The following is a 20286-nucleotide window of genomic DNA, read 5'->3' on the forward strand; positions in this document are numbered from 1 at the left end:
CTGGCCCGGTTTCCCAGGCCTTTGCAGCTTGGTGATTACTTTAACGGTGAAGGCTTGATGTCTTTGGGGATCGGGCAGTTATAAGGCTGTTCGGCGCGCTGGCGTTCGAACTCGTGGCGGCAGTCCGCCAACAGGGCGCTGTCGCTCAGCAACTCGACGGCGGTGGCCGCCATCACCTTGCCTGCCAGGCACATGCCTTTGTGGGCGATCGAAGTACGTCCCTGTGCCACCAGTTGCCAGGTGTGCAGCGGCGTACCGAAGGCGAAGCACGGACTGAAGCACTGGGCGGTCGGTGCGACCCAACTGACATCGCCGACGTCGGTAGAGCCGTATAGCAGATCTTCCGATGCCACATAAGGGGCGACCTCGTCCATCAACACCTTGTCACCCAACTGCTGTACCCATTCGCGCCCGGCTGCGCCGCCGGTGCGGGCGACATTCAGCCTGGCATTACGCAGCTCGTCTTTATTCAGCGTTTGGCGGATCTCGCCGGCGAATTTACGTTCTGCCTCGCTGTACTCCGGCAGGCCGAAGTCACAGACATAGCGATACATCACCTGTTCCATGCGGCGGTTTGGCACGTAGTTGGAGCAAGCCTTGTCGAAACGCACCGTCATCTGGGTATCGGTCATCAGCGCCGCACCCTTGGCGATGTTGATCACCCGCTGGTAAATATCCTGCGCCTGATCGAGCTGTGGTGCGCGGATCAGGTACAGCACTTCAGCGTCGGCCTGTACTACGTTGGGCGAACTGCCGCCGGTATTGGTGATTGCGTAGTGCAGCCGCGCTTCCTGCACGATGTGCTCGCGCAGGAAGTTGGCACCGGTGTTCATTAGCGTCACCGCATCCAGCGCACTGCGGCCCAGGTGCGGTGAGTTGGCGGCATGAGCGGCAATCCCCTTGAACTGAAACGCCGCCTGTATGTTGGCCAGGGTGCTGGTATTGAACATGCCGCTGAAGCCTTCCGGGTGCCAGGTGAGGGCCGCGTCGACGTCATCGAACAGCCCTTCACGCACCATAAAGGTTTTGCCGGAACCGCCTTCTTCACCGGGGCAACCGTAGAAACGGACGGTGCCGGTCAGGTGCTGTTGCTGCATCCAGGCCTTCACCGCGAATGCCCCAGCCAGCGCGGCGGTGCCCAGCAGATTGTGGCCGCAGCCGTGGCCGTTGCCGTTTTCCACCAGCGGCTGCGGCGTGGCACAACCGGCCTGTTGGCTCAGCCCGGCGAGGGCGTCGTATTCACCCAGCAGGGCAATCACCGGCTGGCCGCTGCCGTAGCTGGCGATAAACGCGGTTTCGATGCCGCCAACGCCGCGTTCAAGGGTAAAGCCTTCCTGCTCCAGCGCGTCGGCCAGCAGATTGGCGGAATAGGTTTCGGTAAAGCGCGTCTCCGGGTGATCCCAGATGCTGTCACTCAGTGCGCTAAAGCGTGGCTGGTGTTGGTCAATGTACTGATTGATAAACGTCAGCAGCTGCGGGTTACTCATGCTTTGCTCCCAAAGGTCGGCAGGTTGAGTGCCAGCGACGCCAGCGTTTTTACCGCTACCGCCAGCACCTGTTCGTTAAAATCAAACTTCTCGTTGTGGTGTCCGGCGCTCAGTTCGGTACCGAAAATCACGTAAGAGGCCTGCCCGCCGTGGGATTTCACCCGTTCCATCATGTAAGTGGCATCTTCTGAACCGGCGGCCTGCTCGCGGCGATCGACCACCGAAGTCAGTTCGGCAATCTCCTGTGCCTGGCGGTGAATGTAGTCCACCCAGGGCTGGGTCGGTTTACTGCTCTGCGCCGCGCCCATCAGGGCGATGTCGTATTCCACTCCGTGCATTTTGGCCGCGCCTTCGATCACGTTCAGCGCCTGCTGGTAAACAAATTCGTTGATGGTGTTGGTGGCCCCGCGGGTTTCCACCTTCATAAATGCCCGATCGGCAATCACGTTGCGGCCGGTTCCGGCCTGCAATACGCCGACGTTGATGCGTGAGCTGCCTTCGCTGTGGCGTGGGATGGCGTGCAGTCCCACTGTGGCCTGCGCCGCCGCCAGCAGGGCATTACGGCCATCCTCCGGTTTGGCCCCGGCGTGAGAGGCTACGCCGCGGTAGGTGACGTCCAGTTTGCTGGTGGCCATAAAGCTGTCGCTGCCGCACACCAACTCACCGGCCGCTACCCCAGTGCCAATGTGCACGGCGGTGAAGAAATCAACGTCGTCCACCACGCCGGCTTCCACCATGGATTTCGCGCCACGGGTGCCTTCTTCTGCCGGTTGGAAAATCAGCTTGATGGTGCCGGTGAGCTGTGGCTCCAGGCTCTTGAATACCCGCGCCAGCCCCAGCCCAATGGTGGTGTGGCCGTCATGACCGCATGCATGCATCATGCCGCTGTTGCAGGAGGCGAAGCCTTCGCGGAACGGCAGGTGATCCGGCTGTAGCTTTTCGTTGAGATCGAGCGCGTCCATGTCGACGCGATAGGCGATCACCGGGCCGGCGCGGCCGGTGTCCAGCGTGGCGACAATACCGGCGAAGCCACCGGAAAAGTGCGGCAACCACTTCTCCAGTGCGCCCTGTTCGCGGGCGCGCTGCTCTTGTGCCTGCAGGGCCTCGGCCGAGGGCAGCCCCATGCGGGCATCGGCGTTAATCACTTCGCGCCCCAGTTGCAGGCGGTAGCCGAGCCGATCCAGTTCTTCTGCCACCAGGGTAGCGGTGCGGAACTCAAACCAGCCGGACTCGGCATAGCGGTGAAAATCGCGGCGCCAGGCCTGCAACTGCGGAGACAAATCGGACACCAACATCGAAAGCGGATTATTCATTGGGATATCTCATAAGTTATCGCGCCCGGGTAAACGCCGGACAGCAGTGGTGCGCTGAACTGAAATCAGACGATGAAGCTATGGAATGAAAATGACGTATTTAGTGACTAACTGCCGTGAAATGCGCTTATCGGCGCAGAAAATGCGTTTAATTAAGCGAAATAAGAATTTGGTTATTTATTATGTTTTTTTCGAATGTACACAATGGAATCGGGCTAAATAAGATGCCAATATCTTGCTATTGATAAACAACGGTTATCGCCATTCGCCTATGCCCGCCTCAATAAAATTGCACCAATTACGTGCGTTTGTAGAAGTCAGCCGTCAGGGCAGCATCCGTGCCGCCAGCCGGACTTCGCAACTTTCCCAGCCGGCGCTGACCAAATCGATTCAAGAGCTGGAAGCGGTGCTGGGGGCCAAGCTGTTTGTCCGCCGTAGCCAGGGGGTGGTACTGACCGACTGCGGCGATAACTTTTTCCAGCATGCCAGCCTGATCCTCGAAGAGCTGCGGGTAGCGCAGGAGGATATCCAGCAGCGGCTGGGGTTGGCGGGCGGCTCGGTGAATATTGGCGTCGGCGGCAGCATTGCGCGCACCGTGATGCCGCAGGTCATCAATCAGTTCCACCGTGAATACCCGAAGGTCAAAGTGCGGATTGTTGAAGGGCAACTGGTGTCGATGATCCCGGAGCTGCGCCAGGGCGAGCTGGATTTCACCGTCAATACCTATTACCCCAGCAGCCTGGACAATGAGTTGCAGTACGAACGACTGATGGAAAAAGAGTACAAGGTGGTGGTGCGCAAGGGGCATCCGATGGAGGGGGCGACGTCACTCAAGCAACTGCAGCACTGTGACTGGACCATGCCGACGCCAAAGGGCAGCTATTACCGCTTGTTGCACGATTTGTTCGGGGATTTGGGGATGGCGCCGTCGATCAGCGTCACCTGTGAAACCTTTATGGCCTGTACCAGCCTGGTGGCGCAGAGCGATTTTGTCAGCATTCTGTCGGTGGATGTGATCTCCGATCCGATACTGGGGAAGCATCTGGTGCCGCTGGCGCTGGAGGAGAGCCTGCCCAAGGCGACGTTTTATCTGATCCAGCGCAAGGACACCACGCTGACGCCGATGGGCGCGCACCTGGCGCGCCTGTTCCGGTTGCACTGCCGGTGACATTAGCGCCCCCTGAGAGGGCGCTAACCTCAGAATGCCACGGAACCCTGCACAAAGAAGGTGCGCGGTTCACCGACATACTTGCCGAAGTTGTTGTCGTTGGAACGGGTGAAGTAGCGTTGATCGAACAGGTTTTTCACCCCGGCACCCAGCGTCAGGTTCGACAGCTGTGGCCCGAAGTTATATTCCCCACGCATATTCCACACCATATAACCGGCGATGTCGCCAAACTGGCCATCGGCGCTTTCCTGCGTCACATAATCTGGCCCGGTACCCGGCGAATGCTGTTTGGACTGGGCATAGCTGTCCAGATTCCACACCCAGTTGCCGGTGGCGTAACGGGTGCCGACGGTATACACCTGACGTGAATAGAACGGCAGGTCTTTACCGGCGAAGTCGCCCTTGTCGGTGCTGGCCTTGGTGTAGGTGTAGCTGGTGTAAACGCTCACGCCGTCCAGTGCGCGGTTCAGCTCGCTAAGATCGTAACTGAGCGCCAGTTCGATGCCCTTGTGCTTGGTGGCCCCCATATTGGTCCAGCCGATATCATTGCTGATGTACTGCAACTGGTTGTCGAAGTCGATGTAGAACAGCGTGGCTTCGGCTTTGACGATGGTGTCGTCATAGCGGGTACCGAACTCGTAGGTATGGGCTTTTTCCGCCGTCAGGCCCGGTGCCGGCTGGTTGCCATTACCGCCTTTGGTCAACTGGAAGTACTGCATGCTGCCAAACGAGGTATTGGCGTTGGCGAATAGCTTCCAGGCGTCCGACATGTGGTACATCACATTCAGCGACGGCAGCGGTTCGCTGTAACTCTTCTCGCGGCTGATGTTGTTGAACGCGTCGTCCACATGGGTGCGGATACTCTCGTAGCGCAGGCCTGGTGTGACCGTCCAGTTGCCGACGTTAATGGTGTCATCGATGTACAGTGCGTGAGCGGCGGTGCCACCGGAGGTGTGCTGGTAGTAATCCGGTGTTTCCGGCGTGGAGCTGATGTCCGCCGGGTTATACCAGGCAGAGCGCGAAGCCTTCTCATCCATGGTTTCGTTCAGGTAGCGGTAGCCGAGGGTGATCTCGTGTGCCATGTCCCAGAAACGGAAGATCTGCGAATAGCTGGGTTCAATCGCCCAGGTGGAGTAGTGGCGTGGGTAGGACACCATACGTTTCATGCCCGCATTCTTGCCGGTGCCTTCCGATTCGATGCTGCTGCCGCGATAACTGTCGGTGAAGTAGGTCAGCACTTCGAACTGTTTGTCGTCTTCCTGATGCTTATATTTGAACGACATGTCCTTGCGACGGCCTTCGAACTGGTCCCACGGGCGGGTCGACTGGAACGGGTTCTGCGCGTATTGCGCGCTGCTCAGCCCGCCCGGCATACCGGCTTTGGCGTCGTAATAGTGAAAATTGGCCAGCAGCTCATCGCGATCGGTAAACGCATAGCGCGTTTTCAGCATGAAGTCATCGATGTCGGTGTTGTCGTTATTGTCGCGATAGCCCTGGCCGTGCAGGCCGGAGTACAGCAATTCGGCACCGAAGCCGTTGTCGGCGGTGCCGCCGAGTGAAGTGCTGGTCAGGGTTTTCAACCCGCCGTGGCTGGCACCCTGGGTTTGCACACTGGCTGAGCCACCGAAGGTTTTCGGAATGTCTTTGGTGACGAAGTTAATCACGCCGCCGACGTTTTGCGGCCCGTAGCGTACCGCGCCGCCGCCACGCACCACATCAACCGACTGCAGACTGCCAATGGAAAGTGGTGCCATCGACAGCTGTGGCTGGCCGTAAGGGGCTACCGCCAAAGGCACACCGTCCATCAGGATGGTAGATCGTGGGGAAAGACGAGAAGTCAGGCCGCGCACGCCGACGTTGAGCGAAATATCGCTGCCGCCAGTACCGTTGCTGTCACGTACCTGAACGCCTGGTACGCCGCGCAGGGTATCGGCGATGGTCTGGTCGCCTTGTTCATGCATCTGTTGTTCGGTGACGATAGAGCGTGCGCCAGGGTGATTGAGCAACACCGAACTGGTGTCCGGGTTATCCAACCAGTTGCCGACCACGGTAATGTTGTCAGCGGGGGCGTCATTTTGAGATTTGTTATCAGCAGCAAGGACGGGCAGCGCCATGGCAACGGAAGCCGCCAGCAGCGAAAGACGAAAAAGGATTGACATAATAATGCCTTAAAAGTTTCAAACCCAGATGTGTTTTTTTAGAAATGACAATCTTAATGATAATTATTGGCAAGTAAATAACTTTATTGCGGAATAATTCAGTGGGTAACTAAAGGGTGAGCGAGGATGTCAGGACCCGGCTGGCGGGCCCTGACACGGGGTTATTTTGCGGTGACCCAGAACACGCCGCTGTAATCCAGCGCGGTGAATTTTTGATGTACCATCTCAATATCTGCTTGCGGATCAATGTCTTTAAATAAGTCCGGGTGCAGGAGTTTAGCGATTGCCTCGACCGCAATAAAATTCAGCGGTGAGTCATAGAATTGGTGATAAATCGCCATTACGCGTTTTTCTTTTACCGCCTTCAGCACGTTCAGGCCGGTGCGGTTCATCAGTACCCCCAGCTTCTGCTGGGTGGTGGCGGCATCGGTGGCATAACCCAGCGGCACCGCCTGTGTGCCTTTATGGCCGCGGCTCCAGTCTGCACCGGTCATCAGATAGAAATCCGGGTTGCTGGCAATCATCTGTTCTACATTCACCTCGCCGCCCATTTCCGCGAACAGCTTGCTGCCGATGTTATTGCCGCCGGCGGTTTCAATAAACTGGCCAAAGCTGCCCTTGCCAAAGGTATTGCAACATTGCTCGCCTTTCATGCCGGCGCTGCGTTCGATAAATACGCTCGGGCGCTGTTCCGGTTTCAACGTCGCTACTCGCTGGCGTACCAGATCCAGACGCTGTTGGTAGAGCTGGATAAAGGCGTCGGCGTTTTGTTGCTCATCAAACACTTTGCCCAGCAACTGCATGCTGGCAACGGTATTGGTCAGCGGCTGCTGGCGAAAATCGATAATCAGTACCGGGATGCCGATTTTTTCCAGTTGGGCCAGTACGCCGCTGTCTTTCAGCTTACTCAGCAGGCCGATGTCGAAAATGATCAGGTCCGGCTTGCGCACCACCGCACTTTCCACGCTGAAATCGCTGACGTAAGGGTTGTCGAAGGTGGGGATCTTCATCACCTGTGGGAATTTCTTCGCGTAGGCCTCCACCAGGTCCGGTGCCTTCACCTTCAGCGAATTATCCCAGGCGATGATATTTTTCAACGGCTCCTGCGGATGCAAAATATTCAGTGCCAGCAGCGCACGGGCATCGGCCAGGATCACGCGTTTGGCCGGTTGCGGCAGGGTGACCTGGCGCCCGGCGACGTCGGTGACGACGATAGGGGCGGCCTGAACGGCGCAGGCCATCAGCAGGGCACAGGCGGCCAGCCAACGGCTGGCTTTGGCAATAAGAACGGCAGGCATGGAGATCCTTGAGCATCGGGCATGGAATAAAGAAGTTAATGATAATCCATATCCTTTCGCTTTTTGAACACCCTAATGAGGATATCTTAAGCTTTGCCCATCAGCGGATCGCTGACGCTGTGCTCGCCGTTCTCCAGACGGCCGGCCAGCCGACGTTGCCAACCCTGTGGATCCTGCAGTGAAAGATCGTACCAACCCCCGCTGACTTTGGCGTCAAAGGCTTGCTGGTGGCGACCACCCGCCGGCAATTCAATCTGCCAGGGGCCGTTTTGCGTATAGGGGCAGCGGGCAATAGTCACCGTTGTCGCCTGACTGCCGGGGTTAGTCAGGGTTAGCGACAGGCGGTCACCCTGCGGGGTCAGCCGCACTTCTGGCTGTGGCTGCTGAACGCTGCCACGCAGTTCACGATGAAAACCGTTGGGGCCCAGTAACCACAGGTGGTATTTGTCCTCCGTCGGCCAGTTATCACTGACGGCCTTACCGGCCTCGACGGTATAGCGCCGTGGGATCTGATCCAGATTCAGTCGGTCATAAACATGAAATACCGCGCCTTGTTCGCCAGTATTAAACAGGTTGAGCGTCAGCCTCTTTTGTTCGGGGGAAGCGGTGGCCTCAACGTGAAGTTGGTAAGGCAATGCACGCGACGGGCGTGCCAACCGGGACTGGTGCGGCAACTGCTGGCGATCCACCGCTGGCAAGGGCACCTGCGGCAACTGTTCCTGCCGCTGGCGCAGACTTTCGGCGGCGTGACGGCTGGTGGCCGGCAGGCTGGGCAAGGTTTCGTTGTTGGGATCGACAAAGTTGAATGCCGAAGTGAGATCGCCACACACCGCCCGTCGCCAGGCGCTGATGTTCGGTTCATGCACCTGGAAACGTTGCTCCAAAAATTGCAGTACCGATGTGTGGTCGAAGACCTGTGAATTGACCCAGCCGCCACGGCTCCAGGGGGACAGCACCAGCATCGGTACCCGCGGGCCGGGGCCATAGATACGGCCGTCCGGCGGCGGTTGCTCTTGTGAACCGGGTGGGGCGACGTGCTGGAAGATTTCACTGTCGAACGGCACCGTCGATTTACCGGCGAAGCTGCCGTCTTCACGTAATGACGGCGCAGAAGGAGAAGGCATATGGTCGAAGAAGCCGTCGTTCTCGTCGTAATTAACCAGCAGTACGGTTTTGCTCCACACCTCGGGGTTATCCGTCAGCGCGTTGAGGATCTCCTGGGTAAACCAGCCGCCCTGCACCGGGCTGGAAGGGCCGGGATGTTCCGAGTAGGCCGCCGGGGCGATGATCCAGCTCACCTGCGGCAGTTTACCCTGCTGTACGTCGTGGCGGAAACCGGCCAGCATCGCGTCCAAATCGTTGCCGTCGGCGGCCGGTAGCGTGTTGCCATTGCCCTTATACAGCGGCGCATCGGCATTGAGCTCATCGCGGTAAGGCACAAAGGCGGTGAAATCTTTCGGTGGCTGCGCCGGGTTGCCGACCTTAACGCTGGCGGCGCGGTACTGGCGGAAACCCGCCAGCGGGTTATCGGTGAAGTTATCCGGCAAAAATTGATAGACCTTCCAACTGACGCCGCTGGCTTCCAGTCGTTCCGGATAGGTCTGCCATTGGTAGCCGATCTCAACCGGACCGGGGCTGTCCCACTCGTTGACCACTACCGCGACCCCGGCCGCCGTCGGGCCGTTGGTGCCGGTCCAGTGGAACAAGCGGTTGGTATTGGTACCGGCGTGGATCGAGCAATGATAGGCGTCGCACAGGGTGAAGGTTTCGGCCAGCGCAAACTGGAACGGCAGCTCGTGCCGACGGTAATACCCCATCGAGGTGGGCGTTTTGTAGGTCGGCCAGGCGCTCATGCGGCCGCTGTCCCAGGCGGATTGCTCATCGACCCACGAATGCGGCGTGCCGCTAACCCGCTGGGCGTTGCCGCGCTTGCTGTCCAGATGGTAAGGCAACACCAGCCGCTGTTCCCCTTGCTGCTGCCAGACGTGACGGTCACCGGGCAAGGGAATGGTGAAGCGATCGCTAAAGCCACGCACGCCGGGCAGGGTGCCGAAATAATGGTCGAAGGAGCGGTTTTCCTGCATCAGGATCACCACGTGTTCGACATCGTTAATCGTGCCGGTGCGGTTATTGGCGGGGATTGCCAGCGCTTTGCGGATCGAGGCGGGTAACAGTGTAAAGGCCGATCCGATGGCGGCAGCCCGCAGTATTTCTCTACGCGAAAAGTCAGGCATGCGTCGTTAATCTCCCTGAGGGTTGTTTTGAAGATAGTGGTTAACGACGGTAATGGCGAAAAATAACAAGCAGATGACGGGGAAAAATAATGCCCCCGGGCGGGGGCATGACAAGATGAACGGTTACTGCCGGATCAAACGACCCAGGGTCGGCGCCGTTTCGAAATCGCTGCGGAACGGGTTGATGTCCAGGCCGCCACGACGGGTGTAGCGGGCGAACACGCTGAGTTTTTCCGGTCGGCAGCTTTGCTTGATGTCGTTAAAAATGCGTTCGACACACTGCTCGTGGAACTCATTATGCTGACGGAAGGAGATCAGGTAGCGCAGCAGGCGTTCGCGATCGATTTTCCGGCCCTGATAGTGGATCACTACGCTGCCCCAGTCCGGCTGGTTGGTGACCAGACAATTGGATTTCAGCAGGTTGGAGGACAGTGTCTCCGTTACCGTTTCCGCCTGTTCGCTGGCGGCACCGTCCAGATATTCCGGTTTGAAGTCAAAGTCATCCACGGCGATATCCAGATCGTCAATATTGATGCCCGGCAGGCTGTCGATCTGCGATGAATAACCGTCTAATCCCGGATACAGCTTCACCCCGACCTGACCGTTGGCGGCCTGCGACAGATCTTTTTGCATCGCGGCACTGACCTGTTCCACGCTGTCGAAGCGCGTCTGGTTAAAGCTGTTGAGATACAGCTTGAATGACTTGGACTCGATCAGGTTGGTGGAGGAATGGGGCAGGGTGAACTCACCGATACCGACCACCGGCTTGCCTTTGGCGTTGAGCCAGGACAGCTCGAAGGCGGTCCATAGGTCATAGCCGTGGAATGGCAGCTGCTGTTCATCTACGCCGATCAGATCACGGCCGCGAGCGCGCGGCAGGGCTTCGAGCAACTCGGGAGCATACTGGTCCGGGTAATCGGAGTTGGCGCCAAGATGAGTGATTTTATCTTGTTTTTTGATATGCATATTCATTGCTCCTTGCAAGATCGGTATTGATATAACGGTTAAACAGGCTGCGGGCGGCGTAAATCGGCCCAACGCCGACCAGGGCGTAGACCACCTTGATCAGGAACTGCGACAGGATCATGGTTTTGATGATGTCCCAGCTCAGCACGTTGTAGAACGCCAGGGTACAGAACACCACGCTGTCGATGGCCGAGGCCACCACGGTGCTGGTGATCACCCGCACAAACAGATAGCGAGAGTTGGTCAGTTCCTTGATTTTGCACAGCAGGTAGGAGTTGACGTTCTCGGAGATTAAATAAGCCGCGGATGAAGCCACCAACACCGCCATGATGCTGTGGACGATGCCGTCATAAGTCTTGCTGAACTCCCACTGCGGAATGCTCGGTACCAGCGTGGTCGCCCAAACGCCCAGCACAAAAATCAGGTTGGCCATAAACGAGATGATAATGGTGCGCCTGGCCAGCCGCAGTCCGTAAAACTCGTTCAGAATATCCACCAGGATAAAGGTGAGGGGGTAAATAAATATTGCCGGGGGCGTGATCAGGTTCAGTGCGGGGATTTGAATCGGTTTGACGCCGCACAGGGTTGAGAAGATATAAATCACGCTGAGCGCCACGGTAATGATCAGGTAGGCGTACCAGGATCGTTCATGACGATCGCTGAGCTCATAGGCGGTTTGCTGCTGATTGTTACCGTAGATTTTTCTATACAGCGCCTGCAGTTCATGCCGACTCAGATCTTCCGATATATCGCTGTCGGCCAGTTCATTCAGCCCCATGGTAATGGTTTTGCCGGTGGCTAATACCATGACATTGGCAGCCAGAGTGCCATGCCGGGTAAAGCCCAATAGCTTGAACTTTTGATTCGGTTCCATTTATAGCCTTTCTCCAAAGATATAACCCAGGAATTGCACGGTATCCTGATGATTTTTCTCCATGCTACTTTCTTCTTTGTCGTTAACCACAAAGAAGCCGTATTTTCCCGAGTGATACAATAAAGGCGAATCGCAAACTAATACCGGCGGGCGTTTTATAATAATCACCTCGCCTGGGATAAATGAACCTTTTATTTCGGTCTCTATTCTCATTGCTACCATATTTGACTCATCGCCGAAGAAATAAGTCAAAGGGAATTCGGTGACCAGTTGGCCGATCTTCTTGCCGGTAGCCGCTAAAAAACAGGACTGCGGAATAACAGGGATCGCGGAAGGGTTTTTATTGCCTTCGGTGGACAGCGTCTCATTGAGCAGTTCCAGCTTTTCCAAATCATAGTCTTCGATCTCTTCGCAGGAAACCCCAAAGAAATCTGAAATCCGATTAACGGTGGCCTGCTGCACGTTGTTGACCCGTCCGTCGAGGATCTTGTAGATAGTGGTTCGTGTCAGGCCAGTACGACTAGAGAAGGATGCCTTGGTTTCGCCACGGGTGCGCATCAGATATTCAATATTCTTAATGATGTTACTTTTGCGCTGGGCGTTAGTGGTCTTCATAAGCATTCCTTACAATATTCTGGCGGCTTCACTATATCGCACGCATCGGTATTGTCCAGAACTGACACCACAAGAGGGGCGGTAAGCGGCTGATTACTCTTTGAAAATGGATGTTCAACTACCCGGCATCACGGCCAATGATGATTTTATTATGATGAATGAAATGTAAATCAAAAGTAATTAAATATAAATCAACTGCTTAGGTTACAGGTTCGAATAAGTAGACATAAAAGTGAGTTTTGTGTCTACTTTTGTGTTGACCACAGTGGTTTTTGTGAGCTACTGTTCACGCACACTGAAGTGTTTCTTGACGGTCAAAACGGTTAATAAACGATTGTCTGACAACTTCTATAATAAAAAGCTCAGGGAGGGAGGCGTTTCCATTCTCTGGGTATTAAAGGATGTTTTAGCTACCGACACCAGGGAATTCCAAATACGTCTTCAGTTTTAAAACCACCGCTTTCCGTTCGTCAGATCCCCAGTTTCTTGTTTTGCCACTCCCCAGTTGCTGGAGAGTGGCGATGACATTTTGCCGCTAGCGATCGGCTCAGCCTTGTACTGGGGCCGGTTTCTGAGCGCGATTTAGCGCCAACTTGAATAGCCAATACAACAGGCTGGCGGCCAGCAATGAGTTGATGGTCGGCACGCCCCACTCGGTCACTAACCCGACGATGCTACCGGCAATGCTGGCGATGATAGCCGCCCAGCCAATGGTCGGCGTCTGATCGGGCAGTTTGCCTTCCCGGCGGCTCTCATCCAGAATTTTACGGTGGGTGCGCAGCAAGTAATAATCCACCAGCATCACACCGATAATTGGTGGGAACACCACGCCCAGCACCGTCAGGAAATCGACAAACCGGTCGAGGATCCCCAGCACCGAAAGCGTGGTGCCCAAAACGCCAATCACCAGCGTGGTAGCGGTGTATTTCAGCCTTTTACCGGTCATGCCTTCAACCGCATTGACGATGCCCAGTGACGATGAGTACAGGTTGAGGTCATTCACCCTTAAGGTGGAGAACACCACCACCAGCAGACCCGCACCGCCGGCGACTTGCGACATAATGGTGACGACATCCGCCGTGCCAAGCGTTTTGGCGATCAGCAGCGCCAGACCGTTAACCACGAACTCCCCGGCGACAATAGTGAGAAGGGTTACGCCAAGCACGTGCTTGCCGTTTTTGGAATAACGCGTCAGATCGGGGGTCATCAGGCTGGCGACAATGGCGCCGCCGACCACAATGGTGATACCGGCGCTGATCGACAGTGGATCGCCAGGCGGCATCATTTGGATAATCTCCGGCAGATTATGGCCGGTGAGGGTGATGTAAGAGATATAGGCCACCAGCATAATAAACATCGGCACCGCAATCCGGGCGGCGATGCGCAATGCCTTGAAGCCAAAGGCCACCAGAATGGTCAGCAGGGTACCGGACAGACCGGCCGCCAGGCCAAAGCCCAACTTGTTCCCCAGGGCGAAATCCAGCGATTTGGCGAAGATGGCGTTCTGTATGCCAAACCAGCCCAGCAGGCTGACGGCCACCACCACACCAATCAGCACCGATCCCAGTCGGCCAAAGCCGCACCAGCGGGCCAGCAGGCTGCCGGAGATCCCTTCGCGCATGCCCGCCAGCCCGAGGCCGTAGGTCACTACGCCAAAGATCAGACTGCCGACGAAAATGGCGGTGAAGGCATCGAACAGCGTCATCGAGTGACCCAATACGGCACCCAGCATAAACTGATCCAGAGCGGTCAGCATGCCCATATGCACAATGGCGACGCTTAAAAACGAGACTCTTTTATCCTGAGGTACCCGGGTTAGCGGATAGTCTTCAATTTTGATCACGGTGAGGTATTCCTTGCTATTAAATAAACTGAATGCCTTTTGCTATCAGGCGATCGGGAATGTAATTGTCCAGATGCGCATATTTGCAAAATTCTTCAAACTGCTGCTGTGTGTGGACATCTGATTTTTGATAGATGTTATATATTCTATTTTCTATGGTTTTATTGCTGATATTGTATATTTTGGCGATCTCTTTTACCGACAGCCGTTGCAGCATTAAAAATATCACATCAAGTTCGGCTCGGGTGAAAATAGCGCTGTTGGTTTCCGTGGTCAGAACGCTGGGTTTTTGATGATTGATAAATTTCAATGGGGATAAAGTGTTAAGCGGTTTGGCGTTCCACATCACCCCAAACACTTCTTTTTTATCGTTATAAATCGGCAGCTTTTCACTGATAAACGGCGTCAGGCTGTCTTTGCCGTACCAATAATGTGTTTCTATTACGGCAACCCGATCGCGCGAGACTTCCGTCATTTTGTCGTGTTCTACAAAATCGGCCGCGCATTCGGCCCAGTCGGCGGGGAACTCGTCGTCCAGCTTACCGGCTATATCAAAATTCAACGGTGTGTTGGTATAGAGGTAGGCGGCTCGGTTCATGTAAATATGTCGGGATGCCAGATCCTTAATGCCCCATGGCTCACTTAAGTGCTCCATCATGGCAATCAGACCTTTCAAATAAAATTCATTATTGTCGGGCGAATCCATTCTGACCTCACCGATTAAAACTGGGTTAAATCTCTTTTGCCAGGTAGTGACGGGTGTGTTTCTTGGCATAGCCGCCTAAATTACCGTACACCTGATAGCCCAATTTTTCGTAAAAGCCGCGTGCCTGGAAGTCGAAGGTATCCACATAGGCCATATGGCAACCCCGCTTCAGGGCCTCTTCTTCGGCCTGGAGCATCAGTTGACGGCCATAGCCGCTTTTACGATGTTGGTCGCTGACCCAAAGATACTGCACCTCAAGCCCACCCCACCAGGTTCTGGCCACCAGGCCGGCAACAATTTTACCTTCATCGTCGGTCACGGTCAGGAACAGAGGGTGGATATCAACGTGTTCGGTTTTTTCGTTGTGACCCCAAAGGCTGTCAATAACGAACTCTTCGTCTTGCGGATTTGGCTGGTCGGTAATATTTATTTTCATGGATGTAATATAATTCCCTGTGATAATAATTAGTTCGCACAATCAAATTGATGCATGCCAACGGGTTTAACTATCACTTTTCGTAATGTATTACAAGGGTGGTTTTCACCCGTTCCCGTCAGGGGGCCAAGCGTTTATATTAACTGTGACGAGGCTGGAAAATAGCGTAATACGCGGTAATAAATAGCGGTCAGCCTTGCTCAGTCAATATCTTCCTATTGTGCCTCACCAGGGCCTCATCCAGGAAATACTTTAGTCCTTCAGGCTCCACCGGTAGAGCAAGCTAACTTGCCAAAGGGGAGCCGCCACGTTCAGCCTTCTGATGGATCCGTGCACAAATCTGCCCATGGGCATCGTCGGCCGTCGGCCGAAAAAGTGCTGGGTTTTACCGGCAGCTTGTCAGAGGGGAGCAGGGGAGACAGGTGTTATTCATTTGCTTTAATGCGGGGTGAAGACCAACGGCTAAATGCTACTCACCGTATTTCAAAATAACCTGCACGGTTTTATCCATCAGGGCCTGAACGGTCTGTGATTTAATCCTTTGATTTTCCCGCCACGCCCTCCAGCTTAAAATTCATATCTGTAGTCATGATACGCAACCTATTATTAATAATGGAAGGGTTTGGGGCTTATTAGTAATAGAACCTGCTTTGGATTAATGCAAAAAAATAGCAGTGCACTATCGTGAATTAAGACTAATCTTAATTCCAGGCCTTCAGCCGGTCTCATTTGAGACCAGGGGGGAATGCCAGAAAACGCTAGCCCCGCCAGCGCTTGGCCTGGGAAGGGGAAGTATCACCAACCCTGCGTGACTTGCTGCAATAGATATCCTTTATTCTCTGGCTTAGGGGAATAATCATTAAGAGCCCCATCTTGCACTCATTCGGTTAATGCGATAGAACCCTAGTCAGATGCATTATCCCACTTTTTAACCGCGTTCATTAACTGGCTGCCTAAAGGCGCATTATATGAAGATTATTAAGCCTCTGCGTCTGAGCGTATTAAATCGACCTTTCCGCTTACAGGGTAAAAATTATCTTGGCGTTTCCGTGATGGCATTGCTGGATATGGGCGCAACGCCCCAGTTGCGCCCGGAAGTCGAGCTATGGCAACTGGCGGCGGCTGAATTGCAAACCAGCGGCGGCGTCATCGATGTGGCGATACCGAAAGTCCGGGCCGAATTTCTGGCGACGGGTAATGCTTATACTCATCACCAGAAGGAAAAGAACAGCTGCGCAGTACGTATCAACGTGGGAAACCTCAGTAAGACCCTGCTGGCTTTTGGCGATCGCATCTGGTCTGGTTCACATCCTACCCCGCCGCGCAATTTTGAATCGATGCGCCTCGACTGGAGCCGTGCTTTTGGTGGCACAGGATACGAAGAGAACCCTCATGGTATCGGTGCAGCGGAGGAGCAGCATAAGGAGGGGGGTTACCGTCGCCTGCCGAATATCGAATCGCAGCATCTGCGCATGACTTCACCGCGTCAGCAGCCCGAACCGGCAAGTTTTGGGCCGCTGGACATGACCTGGCCACGTCGTTTTAAGCGCATGGGCAAAGCCTATGATGCCAACTGGTTGAAGAATGACTTTCCTGGTCTTGCCCGCGATGCCGACTGGCGTGTATTTAACGCGGCCAGCCCGGATCAGTGGTGGCCGGAACAGGATGAGTTGCCGCCCGAAGCCGAGTGGCATATCTGGAATATGCATCCGGAGAAACCATTACAGTCGGGCAGGCTACCGCCGTGGCGGGCGCGCTGCTTTATCAATCGTCAGCGTGGTGATGAAACGTTGTTTGAAGAAATTGCGCTGTGTGCCACCACGGTCTGGTTCTTCCCGCATCTGGAACAGATGATATTGATCTGGCAGGGAAGTTGCCGCATCAACGAGGATGATGCGGCGGACGTGCTGCAGCTTATGCCGGCGCTGGAAAAAAACGCTGCCACTCGTTCGGTCAATCACTATCGCAAGGTGCTGGCCCAGCGTCTGGATAAAGGCAAGGGTGCGCTGTTTTCCTTCCGGGAAAAAGATTTGTTGCCGGAAGAGATTATCGGTCCCTGGATTGACAGCGAAATGCAGCAAACAGCTAGCCCGATGCAAAACAATATGCAAAACCGGGTAAGTCAAATGCGGGAACAGCACCGCGCCAGGCTGGAAGCCGAGGGGACGGACGTTGACGAGTTACTGGCGAATACTGCGCCGCCAGAGATGCCCCGGCTTGATGAACTGCCGGAGTTTGTCGAGCGGTTGGAGCGTCAGGCTGAAGAGATGAAAGCGCAGGCTGAGGCTCGCCAGGCCGAGGTAGAAGCCCGGCAGGGGGCCAAACAAGACCATCGCCCACGTGGTCCGGAATCGATGCACCGTATGCAGGAGATGCTGCAACAGCACGCGGACAGCATGACGGAGAAGAAACTGGCGCAGAGCCGCGAATCGCTGCACCAGATGTATCTGATGGCAGTTCAGCATCAACCGCCGGCGAAACGCATGACGGGGGATATCGCCAGGATTATTCGTCAGCGCGCCTCGAACACTATGGCGTGCGGAGGGGATTTCAGCGAGTTGGATTTCACCGGCGCGGACCTTTCCGGCATGGATTTACGCGGTGCTAATTTCCGTAAGGCGTTGCTGGAAAGCGTCGATCTCAGCGGTTGTCAGTTGGACGGCGCTGATTTCACTGAGGCGATGCTGGCGCGGTCCGATTTGAGCAATAGCTCGCTGCGTGAATGCAATCTGACCCAGGCTAGCCTGGCGCTGGCACAGTGCCGGCAGACCGATTTCAGCGGTGCCAATCTGACGGAAACCCAGCTGGAAGATGCCCTGTTTGAAGGGTGCGATTTCAGCCATGCCACACTAAAAACGCTGTTGCTACGACAGGTGGGGATCAGCCGCTGCCGTTTCCACCGTGCCGCGCTGGAGGAGTGCATCGTGATGAACTTAACGCTGCCGCAGCTCGATTTCAGCCACGCCAGGCTGCATAAAACCGTGTTCCAACAGTGTGAGTTGCAGGCCGTTATCTTCAACGGCGCGTGGCTTGAAAGCTGTAACTGGGTGGAGAGCAAACTGCCGCAAGCCCAGTTTAAAGCGGCTACGCTGTTGACCTGCGCCGCCGTAATGGCAAGCGATTTAAGCGGCGCGGACTTTAGCGAGGCGACGCTGAAGGAGAGCAACCTGCGCCAGGTTTTACTGACGCAGGCCAACTTTAGGCTGGCAAAGCTGGAGAACAGCGATCTCAGCGAGGCGGATTGCCAGAGGGCGGATTTCACCCGCGCCAACCTGATGGGAAGCCTGTTGATCCGCACCGATTTCCGTCAGGTCAATTTCACCGGTGCTAACCTTATGGGGGCACTGTTGCAGAAAGCCCAACTGGGCGGCGCGGACTTTACCGGCGCCAACCTGTTCCGCGCCGATTTGTCACAATCTTTTATCAATATGGAGACGCGGCTGGACAATGCCTATACCAGTCGGGTGAAAACGCTGCCGAAACGTGATGAGGAACTGTCATGACGACGCTGAGCGCGACAGAGCTACAGCAGAAAATTAAAAATGGCGAGATGATTAACGCGTGCAACCTGGATGGCCTGGATCTGCAAGGGTGCGACCTGTCCGGCGGTATCTTTCAGGATGTCTCACTGAATGGGGCGAACCTCCAGGCGGCTAATTTACATGAGACGGTGTTCAATGAGTGTCCGTTGAATGGGGCAAGGCTGAGCGGTGCAAGCATGCAGCAGAGCGTGTTTAACGACTGTGAGATGAAGGCCATCAGTGCCAGCGACACGTTAATGACGCAGTGCATCTTTAATCATTGTGATCTTGGCAACAGCGATTTTTCCCGCAGCAGATTTGACGCTACCCAATTTATGCGCAGCCCGCTTTCCGGCAGCAGCTTCAACCAGTCCACACTGGAACGTACCACCTTCTTCGAAAGCTCGTTGGATGAAGCGCAACTGGAGCAGTGCCAGTGCCTGCTGACGACCTTTTTCAATCTCGATTTGCGTACTACCCGTCTGGGCAACAGCCAATTCGACCGGGCGGTGTTTTTCAACTGCGATCAACGCGGAAAAAACTATGCCCGGCAGCGCTTTAGTGGCTGTCAGTTTACTGATAATCAGCTCGATGCGGTGGATTTTAGCGGGGCGCAGCTGACGCAATGCAATTTCAAAGGCGCTTCGCTAAAAAATGCCCAACTCACGAAGGTGAACGCCAGTCAGGCGCTGTTTATGAGTGCGGATCTCACCGGTGCCGCTTGCCAGGGCAGTTTGTTTGATCAGGCGCTGTTCATCGGCGCCACGTTACACCAGGCCGACTTTAGTCACAGTCGCCTGTTCCAGAGCATTCTGCAGCAGGTGAAGGCTGAAGGTAGCCGTTTTGCCATGAGCGACCTGACTTACAGCGATTTCACCGGTGCCGATCTGAGCGGGGCCGATTTCCGAAGTGCCACATTTTCCCGTACCCGGTTTCACCGGGCGCGGCAGGAGGGGGCCCATTTTTCCGATCGTCGGGGCATCCTTGAATATGATGAAGAGTTACTGGCCGCTGAGGCCTGGAGCCTCCAGCATCAGAGCCGTCGTTAAGGAGAGAAGATGAACAATATCAATCACAGGCTGGCACAGGCAGTGGTACCGCCGTTACAGAGCGCGGGGATTGTCACCCACTGTTTTTCCAACGGGAGCCTGAGCGTGGAGAGTGAAGGGCGCGGTTGGCACTGTCAGCGTGCCGCCAGCTGTGTTATTGCCCCGCAGACCGGGGATCTGGTGCTCATCACCAGCGTGGATAATCAGGTGTGGCTACTGGCGGTGCTGGAACGTGCCAACCCGGAAATGGCCGAACTGAGCGTACCGGGCGATTTGCATATCCGCAGCCGCGGCGAAATCAGCCTCAGCAGTGAGGCATTGCGCGTCAGCGCCAGACAAGGCGACTGCCATATCAGCGAAATGCAGTACAGCGGCGACAAACTTTCCGCCTGGGTAAGCCTTTCGCGCATGGTGGGCAAGCATGCGGAGTCAGTCTGGCAAACCGTGACTCAGGTGAGCCATAACCTGCTGCGTACTACGCGTCAGACAGAGCAAGTGCGTGCCGGGCAACTGGACATGCAGGCCGAAGATTATGCGCGTCTGCATGCGCAAAATACCGTTATTACCTCGAAGGCAATCACCAAAGTGGATGCCGAACAGATCCATATGGGCTGAGG

15 protein-coding genes are annotated in these 20286 nt (G+C 55.5%); 4 read left to right on the plus strand and 11 right to left on the minus strand.

The window, feature by feature from the left end; translation table 11 throughout:
- Positions 1-35 precede the first annotated feature (35 nt).
- Together BEI65_RS10835 and BEI65_RS10840 are read right to left on the minus strand one after the other, a co-directional pair.
- Entirely contained in the window at positions 36-1487 is a 1452-nt protein-coding gene (locus BEI65_RS10835) for a M20 family metallopeptidase (RefSeq protein ID WP_099063329.1), read from the minus strand.
- Complete coding sequence (locus tag BEI65_RS10840) at positions 1484-2800, minus strand: M20 family metallo-hydrolase (protein WP_099063330.1); 1317 nt, start codon at positions 2798-2800, stop codon at positions 1484-1486. Before BEI65_RS10840 ends, BEI65_RS10835 begins: the two co-directional genes overlap by 4 nt.
- Positions 2801-3071: 271 nt before the next feature.
- Between BEI65_RS10840 and BEI65_RS10845 the strand changes: the two genes are divergently transcribed.
- On the plus strand, positions 3072-3968 hold the full coding sequence (locus tag BEI65_RS10845; protein WP_099063404.1) for a LysR family transcriptional regulator: 897 nt from the start codon (positions 3072-3074) through the stop codon (positions 3966-3968).
- A 29-nt stretch (positions 3969-3997) separates the two neighbouring features.
- Here the strand turns inward: BEI65_RS10845 and BEI65_RS10850 are convergent, their stop codons facing one another.
- The 9 genes from BEI65_RS10850 to BEI65_RS10890 form a co-directional block, all read right to left on the minus strand.
- The gene (locus tag BEI65_RS10850) at positions 3998-6127 is read right to left on the minus strand and encodes a TonB-dependent siderophore receptor (RefSeq protein WP_099063331.1); all 2130 of its coding nucleotides are present in this window, start codon (positions 6125-6127) and stop codon (positions 3998-4000) included.
- Between the two features lie 161 nt (positions 6128-6288).
- Positions 6289-7368 (minus strand): ABC transporter substrate-binding protein, encoded by a 1080-nt coding sequence (locus BEI65_RS10855; RefSeq protein WP_369804761.1) that lies wholly within the window; start codon positions 7366-7368, stop codon positions 6289-6291.
- A 143-nt stretch (positions 7369-7511) separates the two neighbouring features.
- A complete protein-coding gene (locus BEI65_RS10860) occupies positions 7512-9659 on the minus strand; it encodes a phosphocholine-specific phospholipase C (RefSeq protein ID WP_099063333.1) in 2148 nt (715 codons plus the stop codon).
- Between the two features lie 123 nt (positions 9660-9782).
- Entirely contained in the window at positions 9783-10625 is an 843-nt protein-coding gene (gene queF, locus BEI65_RS10865) for an NADPH-dependent 7-cyano-7-deazaguanine reductase QueF (RefSeq protein WP_099063334.1), read from the minus strand.
- Positions 10603-11499, minus strand: coding sequence for a queuosine precursor transporter (locus BEI65_RS10870; protein ID WP_099063335.1), 897 nt, complete (start codon positions 11497-11499; stop codon positions 10603-10605). Before BEI65_RS10870 ends, queF begins: the two co-directional genes overlap by 23 nt.
- Positions 11500-12114: a helix-turn-helix transcriptional regulator gene (locus BEI65_RS10875; RefSeq protein ID WP_099063336.1), complete on the minus strand. Its 615-nt coding sequence runs from the start codon at positions 12112-12114 to the stop codon at positions 11500-11502.
- 547 nt (positions 12115-12661) lie between these two features.
- Positions 12662-13957, minus strand: coding sequence for a cytosine permease (locus BEI65_RS10880; protein ID WP_099063337.1), 1296 nt, complete (start codon positions 13955-13957; stop codon positions 12662-12664).
- 19 nt (positions 13958-13976) lie between these two features.
- Positions 13977-14663, minus strand: coding sequence for a PAS and helix-turn-helix domain-containing protein (locus BEI65_RS10885; protein ID WP_099063338.1), 687 nt, complete (start codon positions 14661-14663; stop codon positions 13977-13979).
- 25 nt (positions 14664-14688) lie between these two features.
- On the minus strand, positions 14689-15099 hold the full coding sequence (locus BEI65_RS10890) for a GNAT family N-acetyltransferase (RefSeq protein WP_099063339.1): 411 nt from the start codon (positions 15097-15099) through the stop codon (positions 14689-14691).
- 968 nt (positions 15100-16067) lie between these two features.
- Between BEI65_RS10890 and BEI65_RS10895 the strand changes: the two genes are divergently transcribed.
- Genes BEI65_RS10895 through BEI65_RS10905 form a run of 3 tightly spaced genes read left to right on the plus strand, consistent with a single transcriptional unit; the run spans position 16068 to position 20284 of the window.
- Entirely contained in the window at positions 16068-18602 is a 2535-nt protein-coding gene (locus BEI65_RS10895) for a DUF2169 domain-containing protein (RefSeq protein ID WP_099063340.1), read from the plus strand.
- On the plus strand, positions 18599-19669 hold the full coding sequence (locus tag BEI65_RS10900) for a pentapeptide repeat-containing protein (protein WP_099063341.1): 1071 nt from the start codon (positions 18599-18601) through the stop codon (positions 19667-19669). The genes BEI65_RS10895 and BEI65_RS10900 overlap by 4 nt, the downstream gene beginning before the upstream one ends.
- Positions 19670-19678: 9 nt before the next feature.
- Entirely contained in the window at positions 19679-20284 is a 606-nt protein-coding gene (locus tag BEI65_RS10905; RefSeq protein ID WP_099063342.1) for a DUF3540 domain-containing protein, read from the plus strand.
- The last annotated feature ends 2 nt before the right edge of the window (positions 20285-20286 follow it).

Source organism: Serratia sp. BW106 (assembly GCF_002607755.1).
Lineage (GTDB): Bacteria > Pseudomonadota > Gammaproteobacteria > Enterobacterales > Enterobacteriaceae > Serratia > Serratia proteamaculans.